This is a genomic window from Pedobacter sp. GW821-FHT01D05 (assembly GCF_059422505.1).
This window is the reverse complement of sequence record NZ_JBWKXA010000004.1, coordinates 13,197-35,644: the sequence shown is the minus strand read 5'-3', so window position 1 is coordinate 35,644 and position 22,448 is coordinate 13,197. Positions and strand designations below refer to the sequence as shown.

Genomic DNA, 22,448 nt, shown 5'->3' with positions numbered 1-22,448 from the left:
CTGCATTCTGTTAGCCGTAGGGTAATATTTTTGAAATAGGCATGAGTGTTATCCGTTATGGATGAGCTACATATACAATAATTGGCTTAATTTTTGGTTTATATATGATGTAGCGGAGGCTATAATAAATCAAATTTTTAACCTTTAAATTTTAAAACTATGGCTTTCAAAGCTAGATTAAATTTTTCAGGCAAGGAGTACGATGTGCTTCATTGTGCCTATGCGTTAAACCGTGATGTAGATGCTAAGGGAAGACCCTCTTCCGGAGTTTACGGCGGTACCATCGATATTGAGATCGAGTCAACCGAAGACACCTCAATAATCGAGGCGATGGTAAACAACCAGTACAAACCTATTACAGGAACGCTTCTGATCAAAAAAACAGAAGAAGATGCCAAAATGAAAGAAGTTAATTTCGAGGATGGCTACATTGTTAAATATTCCGAAGGGATAAACATTGTGGGCGATCACCCGATGACGCTCAAATTCCAGATTTCAGCCAGAAAGCTTAAATTAGGCAACGCTGAGCACCTTAACGACTGGCCAAAAGCCTAGAGAAAGGTTGAAGGTAAAAAGGTAGAGGGTGTAAGGTTTAGGGCATGAGGTAAATTAAATGCCAAACGCCATGCGCTCCACGCCAACCGCCAACCGCGATTCATTCATTTCAAAACATTTAAACTTACTACAATGGCATTTAAAACCCGTTTAAACTTAGGATCAAAAGAATTTGATGTACTACAGTGCAGCTTTTCATTAAATAGAGATGTTGATGCAAAAGGGCGTCCATCTTCAGGTGTTTATGGTGGTACCATCCACATCGAAATCGAATCAACCGAAGATACTTCAGTGATCGAATCGATGGTTAACAACCAGTACAAGCCGCTTTCAGGAACATTGGTTTTCAAGAAAGGCGAAGAAGATGCAAAAATGAAAGAACTGTCTTTCGAAGACGGTTATATCATCCAGTATAACGAGGGTATTGCGGTAAACGACAATACACCTATGACATTAAGTTTTGTTGTATCGGCCCGTAAGCTAAAGCTGGGCAACGCAGAACACGAAAACGATTGGCCTAAAGCTTAGTCCCAATAAAAACCGTTACTAATCGCTGGCTAAAAAGCGCTGGTGATGGTAACGGTTTTTTGGCTTTAGAGGTGTGATATAAGGCGCTAATTATGGCTACTGATTTAGAATATATTAAGTTATTTAATTCCTGCATAGTATCTCCGATAAAATCGGTTGAGATTAATCGAATTATTGATGATAAAATCATAAGTAATAAATCAAGATATCAGGCAGTAAGGAATAAATTGCTTAACTTAAAAGAATATACCTATCGAAATACCTGTTTTGTAACCGAACCGGATGATTTATTCCTTAAAAGGAACCCTAAAATCGGCAATAGTTTTTTTAGCAGGTCATTTTTAGATCATAGTGTTTTCTCCGAAAATACAGGCATTCCCTGGTATTTTATTGCCTGTGTACATTATAGGGAAAGTAATGCTGATTTTACCAAACACCTGCATAACGGCGATCCACTTAGCGGTTTTACCAAACAGCATCCTGCTAACAGACCAAAAATTAATCATGGACCACCGTTTACTTTTGAAGAAAGTGCCGTTGATGCTTTAAAATTACGTGGACTGGATAAAGAAACAGTTTGGTCTTTGCCAAAAGTTTTGCTGCGTCTGGAGCAATATAATGGTATAGCAAAGGCTTATCAGAATAATAATATCAATTCGCCTTATCTGTGGGGCGGTTCTAACCTTTATACTAAAGGCGGTTTTCCCCGAGATCATTTTTTTAGCCTCGATTATGTAAATAAGCAAATTGGAACTGCCGTTATTTTGAAAGTTATGGAAAGCAGAGGTTTAATCAATATCCCAAGGCAATAATATGAAAACATCAGGTATTCCATATCTTTTTCTGATATTCTTGCTTTTTTCTTGCGAAGCGAAGCATAATGACCAGCAACTGGATAAAACTGGCAATGTTGATACTGTGGCAGGGAAGATAAAAGCAGTTTCCGTCGAGGCAAGCTCGCTCGAGACGTTAGCTGCTAAAATGTTAGCCTCCAGAGAAAGTTATCTGAATGATGGAAAAACAGCGGCCGAAGAAGTATTTATAAAAGCATTTATTGACACGTTAAAACAATCAAAGACTTTTGAGTCGGACTTTGCGAACCTAAAGAAATACGAGATTAACGTTTTAAATGCTGATGACCATAAACTTAGGGTGTTTTATTGGCTTTCTCCCTATTCTGGAACCATGTGGCATGTGCAGAATATTGTTCAATACCAAGGTGAAAATAACATGGTAACCGCGGTTTCATTTAATCATCTTTATGAGAATAAAGATGATGAAGGTAGTCCTACGCCTTTTTTTCAGCACATTTATAGCTTAAACACATCGCCACAAAAAACCTATTTGCTTACAGGTTATGGACAAATGAGCGGTACCGAGCCGTATAGTGTAAGTCATACGCTAATCATTAACCATTCAGAATTTAGCATTAATAAGCCCTTATTTAAATTAGCGAAGGCAGCCAAAACTCAGTTATTCGCTTCAGCAGATCTCAAGGAAGGTCAAAGCAAGGAAAAACTAACGGCACAATTGGCCATGATTTATAATCCGCAAGATAAAACCATTAGCTATCCAGAGGTTAGCGAAACTAAAAACGGATCTGTTTTCAATGGAAAAAGAAATGTTTTAACCTTTCGGGATGGAGTGTTCAAGTAATAATAAACTATTATTTAATCCGCATGGAAAAGAAATTAATCACCGAAATTAACATAGAAAATAAGGCAATTACCCATTTTGCTTCATTTAGCTTAAAGCAAGCTTTTAATGCACATCATTATTTCGAGCTGCGGTTTAACCACGATCAGATGGGCTCGCCGGGGATGATCAGTCTGAATGACAGTCGCGGTTTTGTGGGTAAAACCCTTACCGCTTCTTTTGGCTATGATCCTGGTAGTTTACAGGAATTTGCCGGCCTGGTAACCAAAGTAGAACTGGCACAAAGCCATGGTTATCATGGCGTGCTGATTGTGAGTGGTTTCAGTCCAACCATTTTGATCGATCGCGGTCCGGATTTAGGTTCCTACCTCGATAAGGATTTAAATACGATTGTAAATCTTGCTACCTCGGATGTACCTTCAAACGATATTAAAATTGTATCAAATGCCGCTAGAAAAGATCCTATCGATTATTTGATTCAATATCGGGAGAGTGACTTTGATTTCCTGAACAGGCTTTCGGGCGAATACCATGAATGGTTTTACTATGATGGCAAACAACTAAATTTTGGTAAACCAGATGATCAGAAAGAAGTTGCCCTGATTTATGGGCGCGATGTACAAAATCTGCAGTATGCCATGGAAATTGCGCCAATTAAGAATAAACGGTTTGCTTATAACCCCAAACAGGACGAAATGTTGCAGAGCGAAAGTAGCGGACAGAGCGACGGATCGCCAGATCTTGCACACGCCATACAAGTGTCTAACGCGATGTATAGCAAAACCTTTAATCAACCATCGCTTATCCGGGTAGATAATAACAATGACATTAAAAACCATGTTCAGAACGAAGAAAAGGCACACATCAGCAATTTGTTGAAGGTAAATGCAAGTGGAGACAATGCTGCTTTGAGCATTGGCAGTATTGCCGAAATTACAATGAGTGTGAGAAAAGAACTATCTTTTTCTACAGAAAGCCTGGGTAAATTTCTGATCACCAGTATTAACCATGAGATTGATGGTACGGGGAAATATTATAACACTTTCGAAGGTGTGGTAGCTACAACAGAGCGCCTTTTGGTAAAAAACTACAGTAAACCAAGCCCTGATATGCAACTGGCAGATGTGATAGACAATGCGGATCCGCAAGGGCAAGGGCGTATTAAGGTGAAATTTAAATGGGCGTGTAAAACCAACGATGTAACGGAGTGGCTGCGTGTAATTACGCCAGATGCAGGAAGCAGCGATAAAGTGAGCAAAAACAGGGGTTTTGTATTCATCCCCGAAATTGGCGATCAGGTAGCTTTAACCTTCGAAGAAGGCAATATTGCCAGGCCAATCGTACTGGGTTCGGTATTTCATGGCAAAAGCGGGAGCGGCGGTAGTGCCAGCAATAACAGCAAAAGTTTGACATCTAAAAGCGGACATACTTTAACCATGGATGACGGCGCAGGTATGATTATGCGGGATAAAGACAGCAATTTTATCGAGCTGGATGGAGCCGGTAAAGCCGTTTTCGAAACTAAAGAATCAATCCTGATTAAATGCGGGGAGAGCAGCATTTTTATGGATAAAACGGGAAAAATCATCATTAAGGGGAAGGACATTTTAACACTAGGAGAAAACATCGGGAATTCTGCCTCAATCAGTATTGGTATTGGTGTAGGACCTGAAGATGGAACACCAACCTCCGGAATAGGAATAGAATCACAAACCTTAGATATTGGCACTAAAACGCTTTCAATGAGTGGCGAAACAGAGGCCAACCTGGCTTCGAAAAAGATTAATGTGGGCGGCGAGAGCGAAACGAATATCAGTAGCGGTACCATCAATCTAAACTAATTTTCGACACTTAAGCTCAATGAACCCGATACAACTGGAATTATTTAAGATAGATAAACAATGGCAACAGGTAGTAAGGCAACATCCATCAGAAACCCTGTTTCTCTGTTTAGGTGAGCGGCACGAAGTAAATTTATTCGAAGCTTATTTTAAATACCAATTAACAGAAGAAAGCAGGACCAATGATATATTCCTGCTCCATTATCAGGAGTTCCAGAACAAAAATGATTATGGTAAAAGTTTGGTTAAAGAATGGAAAGAGATTTTTGATTTATGGCAGAAGGATACAAAGGCGGGTGTTATTTGGAATGTTGAAACAGGCGGGGGCGATAAAAATTATAACACCGATGCTTACTTCCCCGTTAAGGCTTTGGTACAGTTGTGCAACCTTTATCCCGATTTAAAATTAAAGAAGATATATGTTCAGTTGGCACCAACTGCCATCCATGATATAGCTGGGTTATCCGAATGGATTAACGAGTGGTGCAGTAGTGTTAAAGTATTCGATAACCACAATATTAAACTGGTTTATACCGAGCACCATACACACCGTACTTTAAAAAAATTAAAACAGGGTACCGAATTCAGGATCAATATAGATGTGAGCCAGTTGATGCAAAATGCAGCAGCACATACCAACCGGGAGAAGAACGATCCCGAAAGTGATTACCAGCAACAGATACTGATTGCGAGTAATTATTTAAGTAAAGGCAAACATGAGCAGGCCAATGCAGTTTTAGAACGGGCAATTGTAATCGCCCAGAAACAAGGATTGCATGAAGCCGTAGTAGCCGCAAGGATTATGCTGGCACAGAGTTTAGCGATAAAAAATAAAAAAAATGAGGCACGCCAGCAATACGAACTGGCATTGGCCCGTGCCGGAGAAAACACACTGTTGAGTGCACATATCCACATGAGCTATGGCAGTTTCTTACTGGCACATTCGGGCAAAGATGAAGCTAAAAAGTATTTTGAAAAGGCAATTAAAATCGCAGAATTTATAGAGAACGATTTTATAGCAATGGAATGTACAAGGTTACTCGGGCAGCTCTCGGAAAGCAAAATAAGCGGCTCTGCAAAAGCCATGGGTTATTATTTAAAGTGTTTAGAAATTGCCAGAAAAATGCCGATTGAAAAACGGCGACAGAGTTCGATGGCTTATACCGCATCGATCATATTAAAAAAATATGGAGAAGAAAGCCCTGAAGGCAAAAAATTAGATATGAATATGCGGCAGGATTACGGAGAAGACTGGAAATCAATGGCCGAGGTGCCAAAAAATCACGCCAATCCATTATCATAAAAAAATATACGGATGAAAAAAATAAAAGTGAGTAAACCGAATATGTCTACTGATAGGTCAGTTAGCCTATCTGCAAGCTTAACCAAAGCCGAACCAAAAGCAGTTGGCGGTGGTGGAGCTGTTGCCCCCGGAAGTAATCCCCCTGCTGCAAAAAGTACCTTAAAGCTTGTAAAAGCTAAAAAGCCTGCAATGGCCAATACCGCGGTACAACATGTTAGCAAGCATTTTGACGTGGTGCTGGCTATCGATTTTCACTGGACAACCATTCCTATTCCACCATCTTTTGGATTTATTCCGTTGCCTTTGCCACATCCTTTTATTGGGATGGTGTTCGATCCGATGGATTACCTGCATTTCAGTATTCCCATTCCAAAATTTGCACAAGGTTTAATCGGTACGGCCAGTATCCCGATGGGGGGCTCAATTTATGTACATGGCCGGCATAAAGCCACTACTACCACTACAGTAATGGGTGTTTTGCTTCCTTTTAGACACATCAGTTCCATTCCCGTTTATTTTATTGTGAATATTCCGGGGTCCCCACATGAAGGTGAAGTATATTGGGGTTCTACCACAGTAAAAGGGCAAGGTTCGGAAATGAGTGGTTCTAACCCTGGCCAGGTGCTTACCTGCTGGTGCCCACCAATGGGTTTAAAACCCCTTCCTACGGTGCCTGGTAAATTGAAGAAAAATCCATTGGCTTATTTCGCTTTTTACAGCGATTTATTGAGTATGTATGTACAGATTAATACCGGTAAACCCGTGTTGGTTGGTGGTACATTCGCGCCCCATAATTATACGTTGAAAGAGTATTTAATGCGTTTTGCGGCCATTGGTATTATGAGGGGGCTCACCAAATTGGGCGGAGCTTTAGCTAAAGGGGCTTTAAAGGGTGTGAATAAGCTTCTCCAGCGGATGTTGGGTAAAACAAACCCACTGTCGAAAAAACTTTGCCATTGGGGGCTGGAACCTGTTAATTTTGTTACGGGTGCCATGTTTTTCGAATGGACAGATTTCGAACTGCCTGGTGGCCAAACACTGGCCTGGAACAATGTGTGGCGCAGCGATAAGCCATATGCGGGTATGTTGGGCAATCAGGTGTATAATAATTATGACCTCTATATTTACCCCGATCCTGACGCTGGAATTGTAGGTTTTAGCCATCCAACGGAAAATATGGTGATGCCTTTACCCTATATCGAACCGTATTCAGGCAAACAATACGATCGTGCACAAAAAATCTGGATGGAACGGCCTGATGAAAATACCTGGATACTTACCATCAATCAGGATATTTATACCTATTTACTTTTTAGCAGTGGTGCCAATGGAAATATCTATCGGATTAACCAGATTGAATACACCAGCGGTAACAACCTTACCTTTTATTATCAGAAACAACTTTTATCACGCATTGTAGAAAATTCTGGCCGTGTGCTCGAAATGCAGCATAATGACGCAGGCACGGCAATTAAAGCGGTTTATTATCAATATAAGAACACCAGCGATCTGTTGGTGAGTTACGATTATGATCAACGTGGCAACATGATCAAAGTATACGATCAGGCGGGTAAAGCCATTAGTTTTGAGTACGATGATCACGATCGTATAATGAAAAGAACAAACCGTAATGGAATGGCTTATTTCTGGCGTTATGATGAAGAAGGCCGTGTAATCCATACCGAAGGCAGGGATGGTTTTATGAGTGGATCAATAAGCTATTTCCCTGAAGAAGGATATAACGAAGTATATTATCGCGATGGTAAAGTAGAACGCTATTATTATGATGAAAATGATCTGGTATACAAAAAAGTAGATGCTATGGGTGGCGAAACCTGGTATGAACACGATCGCTATAATGAAGAGAAGATGGTTTCCAGCCCCGAGGGTAGGGTAATTGGCTATGAATACGATGAAAGGGGCAATATTACCACTTACCATACCGCAGATGGTGAACAATACCAGTATGCATACGATGAAAACAATAACCTGATTTTGCGTAGCGATCCTGCAGGAGCAAACGAAACCTGGTTGTACAACGAGCAGAACCAATTGCTTAAACATGTGCAAAAAGATGACCGTATAGTCGATTTTTATTATACTGACGGACAGAAATTACCGGTGTTTTGTCGCGATAATGATGGTTACGAAATCCGCTGGACTTACAATGCCTTAAACCAATTGATCGAATCGGTTTCGAGCGAAGGCAATACCCGTCGTTGGACTTATGATGACTACGGTCGACTGATCCGTTTCAGCCCTGATAGTGATCAAACTACGATCTGGGAGCGCGACGATTTGGGCCGCGTAACCCTTGTAAAAGATTTTGGAGAAGAAGCGTTACGTTTCGAATATGACGCTTACGATCTGCCGGTGTATGCCACAGATGGTCGTGAAGAATGGCGTATGGCTTACACGCCCATGGGTAGCCTTAAAACACAGATCAGAAGTAATTATTTATCAAAACAAAATAGCCAGACCCTCCATTTTACCTATGATAATTGGGAAAATTTAAAAGCCATTACCAACGAAAGAGGCGAAGAGTATGTCTTTTTAAGGGATGCGAACGATAATGTGACGAAAGAAATTGGCTTTGATGGACAAGAGCAACAATATATTCGTAACCAGGATGGACAGGTTATTAAAACGATACAGGCTGATGGTAAAGCCATTTACCATAATTATGATCTGAGCGGCCGTTTGGTATACAGTAGTTATGAAGATGGTACCTACGAAGCCTTTCAGTACAATAAACTCGGTTTGCTAATTGCCGCTGAGAACGAACTTTCTTCGGTTAATTTTAACCGGAACCCATTGGATATGATTACCCAGGAAATACAGGATGGCTACCAGATTAATTACCAATATGATGTTTTTGGCAATCTGATCAGTTTAAAAAGTTCATTGGGTGCCGACATTAAATATGATTATGATGAAACGGGTTATCTGAATGGCATCGCAGCTAAAAGTGGCGGATCAGCAGAATGGATGGCAAGCATTGGCCGTAATAAAAACGGACAAGAAACCAGCCGTAGTTTAAGTGGTGGGGTTAAGGCGACATTCGATTACGACCACGAAGGCCATCCAATTAGTCAAAAAGTTGAAGCCAGCCGTTCCATCACAGCATTTAAACAATATGCCTGGGGGCCAAACGATAAACTGAATAGCTGCTTAAATAGCATTACTGGGGGCAGCATCAATTACAGATATGACACTTTTGGTAGCCTTTCTTCAGCAAGTTATAGCGATGGTAAAGTGATTTACAAGAATCCCGATGAAACAGGGGATTTATACAAAACAGCCGATCGCAGCGACAGACGTTACGATAAGGGCGGTAAACTGCTTAAAGATGACCAATGGTATTACCGATACGATGCGAAAGGCAACCTGGTACAAAAAAGTAAACGTAATATTATCGGTCTTTCAAAGGAAGAAATTGCTAAACCGGAAGACGATGGCTTATTTGGCAAAAAATTAAACTGGGGAATGGCCAATCCCGATAACCCTAATGCTGAAACGCTGGATATTTTAGCCGACGCCGAACCCGATTTGCCAGAGTGGAAGGAGGGAGATTGGGCTTATGCCTGGGCCGCCAATGGCATGATGAAAGCGGTTAAGAATCCGCATGGCGAGATCATCAGTTTCGAATACGATACCTTAGGCAGGAGGAAAGCCAAAATTGTTAAAAATACGGTTTACCGCTATGTGTGGGATGGCAATTTATTACTCCACGAATGGAATTACCCTTTAAGCAAACGGCCAAATTTGGTGGTTAACGAGGACGGTCTCCTCAGCTACGATAAAACAGAACCGCTGGGCAACGATTTAATTACCTGGGTGTACGATCAGCATAAATTTACCCCAAGCGCCAAGATCATCAATGGCCAGTACTATTCCATTATTAGCGATTATTTGGGTACACCTGTTCAAGCTTATGATGATGCCGGTAAAAAAGTTTGGGATTGTGAACTTGATATTTATGGAAAAATACGTAAACTTAGTGGTGATAGCGGATTTGTGCCATTTAGGTATCAGGGACAATATGAGGATGTAGAAACGGGATTGTATTATAATCGGTTTAGATATTATGATCCAGAAAGTGGTAATTATGTGAGTAAGGATCCCATTAAATTAGAAGGGGGATCCGCACTTTATGGTTACGTGCAAGATACAAATGAATGTTTGGATGTTTTTGGCTTATCAAAAACACCAACCAGGACATTACAAAAGAATTGGTTGAAGCATGTAGGTTCTAAACACGTCAATCCTGATATACATCATGGTTTTCCTGAAGAATTTGCAAATAAATTTAAAGAAATTGGTGATATCGATGTAAATAATCCTAAATACTACTATAATCTACCAAAAGAAAGCCATACCAAAAAGCCGGGAATACATACTAACAGCTCGAGAACTGGTCAAAATTGGAATAAAACATGGGATGGAATTTTAAAAAGTACAGAACGGATGAATTTATCAAAAGCTGATGCTAAAATTTTTCTTGAAGCCAGATTAAGAGAGCTTGCCAGGAAAGAGAGAATAAGTAAATACAACGCAAACGCTGTAAAAGGAAAATGTATTTAATTTTAATATTATGTTCGAAAAAAAAGATGTGCCCCTGATTTTTGAAGAATTTCAGGAAAGAACAACAAAAATTAAGGATTTAAATAAGGTGCCTGTATCAGACCCGGTATATTTAAAATTTTTATCGGAATACAAGGGTCTAGAAATCACACCTGACATAGAAATATTTAGCTATGAAGGTGCTTTAAATGAAAATAAGTATATTGAGAAAAATTATCCAGCGCTATATGATAAAATTTGGATGATTGGACGAAGTGGGCAGGGAGATGAATGGTTTATTCATATAGAAAAGTCAACCATTTTGTTTTATGATCACAATAAAGGGGAATATAGTTCTATTGACGACTTTCTTGATTTTCAAATTAATTTTCTCGTATTCCTTCAAGCTGCTTTTTTGTACCGTGAGCTTGAAGAACAATTAGATGATTATGACGATAATCTGCCAGTAGAAATTCAGGAATTATTTGTCAATAGTTTAGAAAAGATTAGTAATGATTTCTATTTGAAATACCCCTATAAATACTTTTGATTTCTGATCGGGTAATACCATCAGTATAAATTTACCTCAATCGCCAACAATCGCTAATGGCCTGTACAAACCATTATTAGCAATTATTTTGGTACACTGTATGGGCTTATGGTGGTGCAGGTAAGAAAGTTTGGGATTGCGAAATGGAAATACGTAACCTTAGCGGTGATCGCGAATTTTTGCCCGTTTAGGCATCGGGACCCGTACGGGGAGATAAAACCAGGCTGTATTTTAGTCGGTTTAGATATTATATTATGATCCTGAGATATCACAGCCTAAACCCTATCCTTTAATAACAGTTTGATCACATTTTTTAAAGCTGGGTTCCGGTTAGATTCTTTCCAGATCATGTAAAGCTCTGTTCGTTGCGGAATATGCGTAAGCTCAACAAACTTTACGTTTTCCTGATAGCCATATTGCAAGGCTGTGGGTACAATGGCAATGCCGAGCCCTTCCTCTACCAGTTTGTAAATGGTGAGCGCATTAACCGATTTATGGTAGGTTTTGGGTTTAAAGCCATGATCCTCGCAAATACTCATCATCAGGTCATAATAGAATGGACTGTCGTCACTCGAGAAAAAGATAAAGGGTTCATTGCCCAATTTTTCCACCGCTTCAAATGATGCTTTTTTCATTGGATGGCTTTTAGGTAATACCAGCGAAAAAGTATCCTGATGGATCATGTGTTTAGAAATACCCGGTTTAAACTGTTGCATCCTCACAAAGCCCATGTCGAGCATGTCTTTTTCCAATAGTTCGATCTGTAGCTTATTAGGCATTTCGTCCAGATTGGTTCTGATTTCTGGAAAATCTTTGTTGAGTTTAAAAATAACTTCGGGCACGATTTTCTGTGCTGCTGAACCTAAAAAACCAATGCGAAGTTCGCCCTGTTTGCCCTCATTAATATTGCTGATCTGTTTCTTGATGTTTTCGATATGGCTGAACAGAAAATCTACCTCATCTTTTAGGTACAGGCCTGCTTCGGTAAGCGCTACCTTTTTTTTATTACGATCGAACAATGGAGCGTTAAAAATTTCCTCCATCTGTTTAATCTGCCGGCTTAGCCCTGGTTGAGAGATAAAAAGACGGTCTGCAGCCTTTCTAAACTTCAGCTCCTCAGCCAAAACCTGAAAATATTTTAAGTGTCTAAGTTCTATCTGATAACCCATGGTTATTACATGATGATGTAATTGGTATTTATAGGTATCAAATATAGGGCTTATTTTTGTTTAAAACCTTTTTAACATGAGCGAGCAACAGATTTTTAACTATGGGACAGATCATTTAACCGCTAAATTGGCCTTGGCCATTAGCAATGGCGAGATAAAAGGGATACTGAGCGAGCATACCCGCAATAAAGTGCTGGAAAGCAGCAAGGTAGTTGAACGGATAGCGGTTTCAGGTAAAGCCGTTTACGGCATTAATACCGGTTTCGGACCACTGTGCACCTCCATGATTTCGGCGGTTGATACCCGTAAATTACAAGAGAATATTTTGAAAAGTCATGCTGTTGGTGTTGGAGAGCCGATAGATCATGAAATATCAAAACTGATGCTGGTTTTAAAACTACAGGCTTTAGCTCAGGGATATTCAGGTATTAAAATCGAAACACTCGATCGAATGATCTGGTTTTTAGAAATCGGCGCTACACCAGTAGTGCCAAAACAAGGTTCTGTTGGTGCCTCTGGCGATCTTGCCCCTTTATCTCACCTCTTTTTGCCTTTAATTGGCTTAGGAAAAGTTCATTATAAGGACGAAATTATTGCAACAACTCAGCTTTTACAAGAATATCAGATGAGTCCGCTGCAATTGGGGCCAAAAGAAGGCTTGGCCCTCATTAATGGTACTCAGTTTATAGCTGCACATGCCGTTAAAGTGGTACAGCGGTTAGAAAATGTGCTGGCTTCAGCTGATATCATTTCGGCGATGATGATTGAAGGATTACAAGGCTCTGAAAAACCGTTTCATGCACAGCTTCATCAGCTTAGGCCTTATCCCGCAAATATCGCGGTCGCCGGGCAAGTACGTAAACTGTTGCAAGGTTCTGAAATTATGAAATCGCACGCTGATTGTGCCAAAGTACAGGATCCATATTCGTTAAGGTGTATTCCGCAGGTACATGGCGCTTCCAGAACGGCATGGATGCATTTAAAAGAAGCTTTAGAAATCGAGCTGAATTCGGTAACTGATAACCCTGTAATATTTAATGACGATTTAACGATCAGTGGCGGTAATTTTCATGGCCAGCCTTTGGCATTACCGCTCGATTATGCCTGCTTAGCTGCTTCAGAAATCGGAAATATCAGCGATCGTAGGATCTACCTTTCCCTGGAAGGAAATACCCCTGGCGTACCCAAACTCCTGATGAAAGAAACTGGATTAAATTCGGGTTTTATGATTGTTCAATATACCTCGGCGGCTTTGGCCAGCGAAAATAAAGGGCTTTGTTTCCCGGCCAGTGCCGATAGTATCCCAACTTCTTTAGGTCAGGAAGATCATGTGAGCATGGGCTCCATCAGCGGACGTAAAGCCCTGCAAGTAATCGAAAACGTTGAGAAAATTTTGGGAATCGAATTGTTCTGTGCGGCACAGGCAATTGATTATCATCATCCATTAAAACCAGGCAAAATATTGGCTGCGGTGCACGCGTTTGTGCGTACTGAAATTGATCATTTTGAGGAAGATCAGATTATGTACGATAGGATGGAGAATGCCATTCAAATGGTACAACAAGGTAAAATCGTTGCCGTTGCAACCGAGGCAGAATCAACATTGGATTAAGCGTTTAAATTGTAAAACATGGATTTTAAAGCACAGATACTGGCAGGTATTCCTTCAGCATTGCCTGCACACAAAAACAGGAATACAGCACTAAGCCATGCCCCCGTAAGGAAGGATGTTTTAAATGCAGATGAAAAAAGACTGAGCATTAAAAATGCTTTGCGTTATTTCCCAAAAGAATGGCACCAAACACTTGCGCAAGAATTTTTAGCTGAGCTGGAAAACTACGGTCACATTTATATGTACCGTTTTATGCCCGATTATGACGTTTATGCAAGAGATATAACGGCATACCCCTATCGTACTGTTCATGCTGCGGCAATTATGCTCATGATCCAGAACAATTTAGATCCCGCAATTGCACAGCATCCTGAAGAGCTGATTACCTATGGCGGAAACGGAAGTGTATTTCAAAATTGGGCACAGTATCTTTTAACCATGCAATACCTGGCTACGATGACCGATCAGCAAACGCTGAATATTTATAGCGGGCATCCGCAGGGCCTATTCCCTTCAAGTAACGCTGCACCACGCGTTGTGGTTACCAATGGTATGATGATCCCCAACTATTCTTCACCTGAGGACCTTGAAAAGTTTAACGCTTTAGGGGTAACCCAATATGGCCAGATGACGGCAGGTTCGTACATGTATATAGGGCCACAGGGCATTGTTCATGGCACGGCCATTACCTTAATGAATGCTTTCCGCAAAAAGGGTTTTTATGGAAAGGATACCGCGGGTAAAGTTTTTCTTACTGCAGGATTAGGTGGTATGAGTGGCGCACAAACGAAGGCAGGCAATATTGTGGGTTGTGTTACGGTGTGTGCAGAGGTAAACTCCAAGGCTGCAACCAAAAGGCATCAACAAGGCTGGGTAGATGAACTGATCGATAATTTAGATGAACTAGTTAACCGTGTAATACTTGCCCAAAAAGGAAAAGAAACGGTGTCTCTGGCATACATTGGCAATATTGTGGACGTTTGGGAGCGGTTTGATGAAGAAAATATTGAAGTGGCCATTGGTTCTGATCAAACTTCGTTACATAATCCATATTCAGGAGGCTATTATCCGGTAGGTTTAAGTTTTATTGAAGCAAATGAAATGATGGTAAACGCAGCTGATCAGTTTAAGCTTCAGGTTCAGGATTCGCTAAAAAGGCAAGCAACAAGCATTAATAAACATACTGCCAAAGGAACTTATTTTTTCGATTATGGAAATGCCTTTTTGTTGGAGTGTAGTAGGGCAGGTGCCGATGTAATGTTGTCAAATGGGATAGATTTTAGATATCCATCTTATGTAGAGGACATTTTAGGTCCATTGTGTTTCGATTACGGTTTTGGCCCGTTTAGGTGGGTTTGTGCTTCAGGTAACGAAAAGGATCTCGATTTAACAGATCAAATGGCTAAGGAGGTGATGGAAGAAATTAAGCTTAATGCCCCGGTAGAAATACAGCAACAATTGCAGGATAATATCAATTGGATCAGTGCGGCAAAGGAAAATAAACTTGTGGTAGGCTCAAAAGCGCGGATTTTATATGCCGATGCTGAAGGAAGGGCCAAGATAGCGCGGAGGTTTAACGAGGCGATTAATAGCGGCGAATTATCAGCACCAGTCATCCTTGGTAGAGATCATCATGATGTAAGCGGAACGGATTCTCCATTTAGAGAAACCAGCAATATTTACGATGGAAGCAGATTTACCGCAGATATGGCTATTCATAATGTAATTGGCGATAGTTTTAGGGGCGCCACATGGGTTTCGATCCACAATGGTGGTGGTGTTGGTTGGGGAGAAGTAATAAACGGTGGTTTCGGAATGGTATTAGATGGAAGCGAACAAGCTGCTGAAAAACTACAGAACATGCTTTTTTATGATGTAAACAACGGCATTGCGAGAAGAAGCTGGGCACGAAATAAAGAAGCCCGATTTGCTATCGAACGCGAAATGGAACGGACGGGTACTTTAAAAATTACACTGCCAAATTTGGTTGATGATGAGGTTTTGGAGGGATTAGCGATAGATAAGCCTTTTTTGTCATTCTGAACGCAGTGAAAAATCTTTTTAGGTAACAGCACATACCGAAGAGAAAGATTCTTCGTTTCACTCAGAAAGACAAACAAATAGACCGTACAAGTTCTGCAAAGACAATTTTCCAGAAAAACCTTAGCGCAATTGCTAAAACCTTTGTGTTCTTTGCGGTTAAAAATGCGATTAATTCAATGGCAAAGTAAAATGAAAAACGGAACCCTTACCTTCTTCACTTTCTACCCATATTCTGCCATTGTGTCTTTCAATAATTTCGGCGCTTAAGTAAAGCCCAATTCCAAAGCCCGAAATGGTGTGGTTACCCTGTACGCGGTAATAACGTTCGAAAAGTTTATCGATATCCTCTGGCTTTATGCCAATTCCCTCATCTTTAATCAGAATTTCAACTTCAGTATCGTGCAATTTGCAGGTAATCTCTATACGTGTGCCATTGTCTGAGTATTTTAGGCCATTGCTGATTAGGTTAGAAATTACATTCCCGATTTTATTCCGATCGCCATTAATGTTAACCTCACATGTTGGGTTTAATATAATTTGATGCGAAGATTGTGACACATAGGTTTCTTCGATGGTTTCTTTTAGCAGTTCATCTAAGCTAAAGTTTGTTTTTTCAATAAGCAGCTTGCCAGATTCTAAACGCGACACATTTAAGAAACCATTAATCATGGCGGTCATTTTCCTGATCTGGCTGTGCGCTTTATCTAAAGCGATAATGGCATAATTATCTTCATCTTTTTTCGCTTTGCGCTGCAAAACCTGCACAAAACCATTAATTGCTGTTAGCGGTGTTTTTAACTCGTGACTGACCATTCCGATGAAGTCGTTTTTTCGAAGCTCATCTAATTTTTGCTCCGTAATATCGATGAAAAGACCAGAATACTCCGTTGGGTTTCCATGTTGGTCTAAAAATACACGCCCGGTTGCTCTAACCCATTTTTCCTGACCATTGATTAAATTGTTAATGGGATATTCCATATCACTGGGTAAATGGTTTTTCATGGCATTATCGAGCGCCGAAAAAAGCATGTTATGGTAATCTGGATTCACGGCCTTCATAATCATATCCATTTCTGCAGGTTTATCCAAAGGCAATCCAAGCAAGTCCTTAACAAAGCTCGACACGGTAACTTCAAGTGTTTTCGGATTGATGCTCCAGGTGCCCATTCTGCCTGTTTCTATCGCCTGTCTGAGTTTTTCCTCACTATCTGATAGTTTATTGGTGTACTTGATCAGGTCATCATGCGTTTGAGCAAGCTCTTCATTGGTAGTGGCCAGTTCTTCGTTTGCTGCAGCCATTTCCATATTTATACCTTGCAGCTCTTCCTGATAAAGTTTTCGTTCTGTAATATCGGGACTTACCGTAGCGAAGGCAACTATTTCATCCGTTTCTTCATTTCGAATGGCAAAGCCATTCCATTCAATCCAAAAAGGATGCCCTGTTTTTTCATTCCAGAATCGAATCTCCTGTCTGAAAGTATTATTCTTTAAAATCCCTGGTAGAATTTTCTCCGCCATTAATCGATCTTCAGGAAAAACACAATCTAAGATTGTTCTGTTCGAAATGCCAGACCAACCTAGTTTTTGTAATGCGGCGGGATTTAGGTACTGGATTGACATATCCAATTCGGCAATGCCTATAAATTCTGAACTCGCCTCTATGAGTTTATTTAGATTTAGTCGCTCTATTTCAATTAACTTCCGTTCTGTAATGTCAATGCAAGAGCTAATGTAGCCAGCAAATGAGCCATCGGCATGAAAACGTGGTGGGCCACTGGCAAGCAGCCATCTGTAGTCGCCTTTTTTAGTGAGAATTCTAAATTCGCCGGTAAAAGGTTTTTGTTCGGCAAGGGCCGAAAGGTAAATATTTACATACCTGTCCCGGTCTTCAGGATGAATTAAATCTGCCCAGCCAAAGTCGAGCAGGTCTTTTATTGACCGGCCAGTAAGTTTTACCCACGGTTTATTAAAATAAATGGCTTTTCCACTTTCATCCCCAACAGCAATAAAGATGTCGGTTCCCTCGGCCATGGTTTTGAACCGTTTTTCGCTTTCCGAAAGTTGATTAAAACGTTCAGCAACCCTTAGTTCCAGTTCGTTATTTAAAACATGTAGGGTTTCTTGTGTTTCCTGGAGTTCTTCATTGGTGGCAACAAGCTCTTCGTTGGTTGTGGCAAGCTCTTCTACTGTTGCCGCCAGTTCTTCATTTAAAGTTTGTTCGCGTTGTAGCGCCTCTTCTCTTTCAAGCGCCTGTTCTATAGCCTGTTGCCTAAGTACCCGCTCGCTTACATCAATTGCCGTATGTAAAATGCAGATGGTTTTACCTGCATCGTTTTTTATAGCCCGGTATTCAAAATCAAAATAAAATGTTTGCAGTTTACCGTCGATCACCAAATCCGCTGCGGTATCTTTTCCTGAGATAACCAGGCCTTCTAACCAAACTTTTCTGAACATATCGATAAAAGGCTGTCCTTTAAGCTCAGGTAAAGCCTCTTCTAGCGATTTTCCGATCACACTCCTGTCTTTTCCCCATATTCTGAGCATTGCATCGTTTGCTGTCTGAATTATAGCCGTTTCGCCAACGTGTACAGCGGTTGCCGTATGCGTTAAATTAAAAACTTCCAATAACTGCTCATGGCTCAAAAGAAGGCTGGATTGACTCATATGGATGTTTAAGGGATAATCTAAAATAAATATTTTAAGGTTTTAAAGTAAATTTAAATCACGAACCTAAACATGATTTTTTCAATATAAACTATATACTAACCATAACCTCCTTAAAAAGGTTTTTAATGATGTGAATTTCTGCTGCATACTGCGTATTTTTTCTGCAACCGAAGTATAGGGTGTTGGTGAGTTTTGAGGTGCCTTCCCAAATTACTTTTACCTTCCCTTCTTCAACTTCTTTTTTGCAAAGAAAATCGGGGATGATAGCCAAGCCTTTTCCTCCAGATAAGCAGCGCACAATCGAATTGAGGTTAGGTACAATGTAGTTTGGGCGGAAATCGGCGTGCTTGCCAAAGTTAAGCTGCCAGAAACGTAAAAGGTGCTCCATATCGCCAGCTGTTCCATACCATTTTTGCTGTTTTAACCATGACTCCATTCCTGACATATCTTTCTTTTTAACCAACGAGTTAAAAGTTTGCCCATCAGTTTCTATTCCGCCTACTAAAACAATGGTTTCGGAAGAAAAGGCCTCATGTTCTACATTGGCCGAATTGCCTTTTTGTGGGGTGATAATCAGGTCTAGAATACCCTTGTCCAATTGATCTAACATCTCAGGATATTCGCCGAAACGGATAATCACGTTAAAAGGAAGTGTAGAAATATATTGCTCGAGCGTAATCTGAAAAGTTTCGAAACACATGCCTACGCTAATGGTTGGTGTATGTTTCTCCGTACTTTTTTGAAAATGTTTTTCGGCATCCTCCAGTTTTGTAAGCGGCTCTACAATGAAATTATAAAGTACTTTCCCTTTTTCGGTCGGGATCATCTTTCTGCCCGTGCGCTCGAACAGTTTATAGCCGACGTAACTTTCTAAAGAACTTAAATGCAAACTTACTCCAGGCTGCGAAATAAACAGGTTCTCTGCTGCACCAGTTAAGGTTCCTGTTTTATAAATTGCCTTAAAACTTCTGTACCATTCTAAATTGACCATAATAGTAGTATTATAATTCTGATACAAAGCTATGAATTAACTTGTTTTAATAATAGATTTAGGCGCTGTAATTTTGTCTTATCAAAATAGAAAAACGAAATGACAAAAATATTCATTATTAACGGAGGACAAAAGTTTGGTCACTCCGGCGGCAGGTTTAACGAAACAATAGCCGATGCAACAGCCAGTTTCTTTTCCTCGTTAGCAGATTTCGAAGTCAAAACAACCAATATCAATCATGATTACGATCCAAAAGAGGAAGTAGAAAAATACGTTTGGGCAGATGTTGTAATTTACCACACACCCATCTGGTGGTTTCAGTTACCACATGGGTTTAAACAATATATCGATGTTGTGTTTACCGAAGGACATAAAAAAGGAATCTATGTAAGTGATGGCCGCAAAGCGGATAACCCGACTAGAAACTACGGTACAGGCGGGATGTTGCATGGCCGTAAGTACATGGTAACATCATCGTGGAACGCACCAAAAGAAGCATTTACCTTACCTGAAGAATTTTTTATGGAAACCAGTGTAGATGACGGTGTATTGTTTGGTTTTCATAGAATGAATGCTTTCACTGGAATGGAACGCATAGATGGCATCCATTTTCACGATGTAGAAAAGAACGCAGATATAACGAGTGCGCTTAAATTGCATGAGGAACATTTAACCCAAAATTTTTTTAATACAGCAGTATATGAGCATTTATCTAACAGCAATTGTTAAAAGTAAAAAAGAAACCACGGCGGCATTAAGAACTATGCTGTTGGATATGGTTGTAAATTCCCGTAAAGAAGAAGCCTGCATTCAGTACGATCTGCATGAATCTGCCGTTGATAATACTTTTATTTTTCAGGAAGAGTGGAAAGATCAGGCAGGTTTGGATCTCCACGATCAGCAGTCTTATATTTTAGCCTTTGTAGCGCAAGCGGATGCGTTGACGGATGATATTGTAATCTATAAAACAGAAAAACTGGCCTAATTACAGTTTTGCACGCCTGGCTGTTAACGAAGAACCCGCAGAAGCAATAACAACGAAAGCAACGGCAAAACACTCTTTTAAAGTGAGGTATTCTTGTAAAAAAACGAGTGCAGCTAACGAAGCCATGGCGGGTTCGAGGCTCATTAAAATACTGAAAGTCCGGGCGGGGAGCTGCTTAAGGGCTCTCATTTCGAGGGTAAACGGGATGGCGCTTGATAGTAGAGCAAGCGCTGCCCCTAAACCCAGTAATTTCGGATTCAGGCCACTTAAACCGCCGCTAAAAATGCCAAATGGCAAGATGACCAGGGTAGCGAATAACATGCCAATGGCCACAGCATCGCCGCCTTTCATTATTTTTGAGATTCTGCCACCCAGTATAATATAGGCTGCCCAAAAAATGCCAGCTAAAAGTGCTAATAATACACCAAGAACATTTAGCCCAGTACTGGCCCAGGGGGCAATTAGTGCAATGCCTGTTGCGGCCAGTATTACCCAAAGGAAATCAATAGGTTTTTTAGATCCAAAAATAGCCAGGCCCAAGGGGCCAACAAATTCTAAAGTTACGCCTAAACCGATCGGAATTCTTGCTATAGCCATATAGAATACCATATTCATTACCCCTAAACAAACACCATACAGGATAACATATTTCCACTGTTTGGCATTTAGTTTAAATAGGTTTGGCCTAAAAGCGATTAATAAGATAACCGCAGATAAGCCGATCCGTAACGATGCGGTAGCAGCAGCGCCAATTTGTGGGAAAAGCCCTTTTGCAATTGCTGCGCCACACTGCACACTGATAATAGACAGTAAAACGGCTGGTATGGGCGGGATATTGATTTTGCTTTTCATCTGGCGCTCGTAAATGAGGCGCAAAATTACGGAATTATAACCTGCTAATATTTTAAAATAAAAAAAGGGAGAATTAGATTACGCTAATTCTCCCTTTTCAATCAGGTTTTAGGTTATTAACAAAACAATTCCTGCTCGTCTCTATTTTCTGTAGGAATTTTTTTTAGGAAATCATCAAACGATGGTCCTTCATTATCAGAGTAGATGCCGTAAGCATCTAATATATACCCAATATTTTTTTCCTGATCTTCTACCAGATACAATACTGAATTGTCTGCAGGGTCTGAGTCTCCTTCAAAGCGATAAGTCTTAACAATGGTTAAATCTTCGGGACTATAAATTTTTCCGAGCGATTTACTTTGCATCTTACCATGATCAGAAATTTTTAATTCGTTATCTTTCCCTTTCAGCCTCAATTTCTCCAAAATTTGACTTAAAGTGTTCATTGCAATTGGCTGTTCCATAGTTATACGATTTTATATTCTTTAAACAAGTGGCATTCGAAATGGTTTTACCATCCTTCTTTTTAAAGCAAACTAAATGATTGTCAATCTGTTTCTTATGTAAACTAAATTTTAATAAAATGAAAAAATATCTTTTAAGCTTAGCTATTGCGGGCGTAGCACTTATCAGTGCTTGTGCCAAAACCGACAAAGAAATTGCCCGGGCCACATTGACCGAAACAGCAGATAATACGAAAACCATTGGAACAGCAAAGTTTTACGAATTAAGCGATGGAAAAATTAAAATGGACATTGAGATGAATTTTGCTGCGCGTGCAGACAGCAATGTTGCAGTCCACTTTCACGAACATGGCGATTGTGGCAATATGGGCGAAAATACACACGGTCACTGGAATCCAACTAAAGAAGCTCATGGCAAATGGGGTTCTGCCGCTTATCACAGCGGCGACATTGGCAACATCATGTTAGATAATAAAGGCCATGCCACGCTTTCGGTTACTACCGATAGGTGGAGCATTAAAGAAGGCGATATTAAAAACATTATCGGCCGTGGAATTATTGTGCATGGCGGTACCGACGATTATACTACACAACCAACTGGAAACTCAGGCCCACGGGTAGGTTGCGGTGTAATTGAAGCGGTGATGTAATTATATTAATATGATCGTC

The 22,448-nt window shown here is 40.3% G+C and carries 18 protein-coding genes; 13 read left to right on the top strand and 5 right to left on the bottom strand.

Annotated elements, in window-relative coordinates; translation table 11 throughout:
- Positions 1-159: 159 nt before the first annotated feature.
- The 8 genes from tssD (AC07VK_RS15220) to AC07VK_RS15185 all read left to right on the top strand — a co-directional run bounded on the left by tssD (AC07VK_RS15220) (position 160) and on the right by AC07VK_RS15185 (position 10,996).
- Positions 160-555, top strand: a complete 396-nt coding sequence (gene tssD / locus AC07VK_RS15220; RefSeq protein WP_025141859.1) for a type VI secretion system tube protein TssD — start codon at positions 160-162, stop codon at positions 553-555.
- Between the two features lie 132 nt (positions 556-687).
- A complete protein-coding gene (tssD, locus tag AC07VK_RS15215) occupies positions 688-1,083 on the top strand; it encodes a type VI secretion system tube protein TssD (RefSeq protein ID WP_025141860.1) in 396 nt (131 codons plus the stop codon).
- Positions 1,084-1,175: 92 nt separating this feature from the next.
- Positions 1,176-1,895 (top strand): hypothetical protein, encoded by a 720-nt coding sequence (locus tag AC07VK_RS15210; protein ID WP_492956202.1) that lies wholly within the window; start codon positions 1,176-1,178, stop codon positions 1,893-1,895.
- Position 1,896: 1 nt separating this feature from the next.
- Positions 1,897-2,739 (top strand): hypothetical protein, encoded by an 843-nt coding sequence (locus tag AC07VK_RS15205; protein ID WP_492961514.1) that lies wholly within the window; start codon positions 1,897-1,899, stop codon positions 2,737-2,739.
- 23 nt (positions 2,740-2,762) lie between these two features.
- Positions 2,763-4,580: a type VI secretion system Vgr family protein gene (locus AC07VK_RS15200; RefSeq protein ID WP_492961512.1), complete on the top strand. Its 1,818-nt coding sequence runs from the start codon at positions 2,763-2,765 to the stop codon at positions 4,578-4,580.
- 19 nt (positions 4,581-4,599) lie between these two features.
- Positions 4,600-5,883 carry a tetratricopeptide repeat protein gene (locus AC07VK_RS15195; RefSeq protein WP_492956205.1) on the top strand — a complete coding sequence of 428 codons (1,284 nt, stop codon included), beginning with the start codon at positions 4,600-4,602 and terminating at the stop codon, positions 5,881-5,883.
- Between the two features lie 12 nt (positions 5,884-5,895).
- Positions 5,896-10,467 (top strand): RHS repeat-associated core domain-containing protein, encoded by a 4,572-nt coding sequence (locus AC07VK_RS15190; RefSeq protein WP_492961511.1) that lies wholly within the window; start codon positions 5,896-5,898, stop codon positions 10,465-10,467.
- Between the two features lie 10 nt (positions 10,468-10,477).
- Positions 10,478-10,996, top strand: coding sequence for a hypothetical protein (locus tag AC07VK_RS15185; protein ID WP_492961509.1), 519 nt, complete (start codon positions 10,478-10,480; stop codon positions 10,994-10,996).
- Positions 10,997-11,271: 275 nt separating this feature from the next.
- On the opposite strand, the gene AC07VK_RS15180 is transcribed toward AC07VK_RS15185, so the two are convergent.
- Positions 11,272-12,165: a LysR family transcriptional regulator gene (locus AC07VK_RS15180; RefSeq protein WP_492956208.1), complete on the bottom strand. Its 894-nt coding sequence runs from the start codon at positions 12,163-12,165 to the stop codon at positions 11,272-11,274.
- A gap of 76 nt (positions 12,166-12,241) precedes the next feature.
- Between AC07VK_RS15180 and hutH the strand changes: the two genes are divergently transcribed.
- Both hutH and hutU read left to right on the top strand, forming a co-directional pair.
- Positions 12,242-13,777 (top strand): histidine ammonia-lyase, encoded by a 1,536-nt coding sequence (gene hutH / locus AC07VK_RS15175; protein WP_492961508.1) that lies wholly within the window; start codon positions 12,242-12,244, stop codon positions 13,775-13,777.
- An 18-nt stretch (positions 13,778-13,795) separates the two neighbouring features.
- Positions 13,796-15,820 carry a urocanate hydratase gene (hutU, locus tag AC07VK_RS15170; RefSeq protein WP_492961506.1) on the top strand — a complete coding sequence of 675 codons (2,025 nt, stop codon included), beginning with the start codon at positions 13,796-13,798 and terminating at the stop codon, positions 15,818-15,820.
- Positions 15,821-15,988: 168 nt separating this feature from the next.
- Here the strand turns inward: hutU and AC07VK_RS15165 are convergent, their stop codons facing one another.
- Both AC07VK_RS15165 and AC07VK_RS15160 read right to left on the bottom strand, forming a co-directional pair.
- Positions 15,989-18,484: a PAS domain S-box protein gene (locus AC07VK_RS15165; protein WP_492961504.1), complete on the bottom strand. Its 2,496-nt coding sequence runs from the start codon at positions 18,482-18,484 to the stop codon at positions 15,989-15,991.
- A 91-nt stretch (positions 18,485-18,575) separates the two neighbouring features.
- A complete protein-coding gene (locus AC07VK_RS15160; RefSeq protein ID WP_492961502.1) occupies positions 18,576-19,478 on the bottom strand; it encodes a LysR family transcriptional regulator in 903 nt (300 codons plus the stop codon).
- 99 nt (positions 19,479-19,577) lie between these two features.
- Here AC07VK_RS15160 and AC07VK_RS15155 point away from each other — a divergent pair, with 99 nt between their 5' ends.
- Positions 19,578-20,207, top strand: coding sequence for an NAD(P)H-dependent oxidoreductase (locus tag AC07VK_RS15155; protein ID WP_492961500.1), 630 nt, complete (start codon positions 19,578-19,580; stop codon positions 20,205-20,207).
- A complete protein-coding gene (locus AC07VK_RS15150; protein ID WP_492961498.1) occupies positions 20,179-20,463 on the top strand; it encodes a putative quinol monooxygenase in 285 nt (94 codons plus the stop codon). The genes AC07VK_RS15155 and AC07VK_RS15150 overlap by 29 nt, the downstream gene beginning before the upstream one ends.
- Here the strand turns inward: AC07VK_RS15150 and AC07VK_RS15145 are convergent, their stop codons facing one another.
- Both AC07VK_RS15145 and AC07VK_RS15140 read right to left on the bottom strand, forming a co-directional pair.
- Positions 20,464-21,315 (bottom strand): EamA family transporter, encoded by an 852-nt coding sequence (locus AC07VK_RS15145; protein ID WP_492961496.1) that lies wholly within the window; start codon positions 21,313-21,315, stop codon positions 20,464-20,466.
- A gap of 116 nt (positions 21,316-21,431) precedes the next feature.
- Positions 21,432-21,779: a hypothetical protein gene (locus AC07VK_RS15140; protein WP_492961494.1), complete on the bottom strand. Its 348-nt coding sequence runs from the start codon at positions 21,777-21,779 to the stop codon at positions 21,432-21,434.
- A 119-nt stretch (positions 21,780-21,898) separates the two neighbouring features.
- Here AC07VK_RS15140 and AC07VK_RS15135 point away from each other — a divergent pair, with 119 nt between their 5' ends.
- The gene (locus tag AC07VK_RS15135; protein ID WP_492961492.1) at positions 21,899-22,429 is read left to right on the top strand and encodes a superoxide dismutase family protein; all 531 of its coding nucleotides are present in this window, start codon (positions 21,899-21,901) and stop codon (positions 22,427-22,429) included.
- The last annotated feature ends 19 nt before the right edge of the window (positions 22,430-22,448 follow it).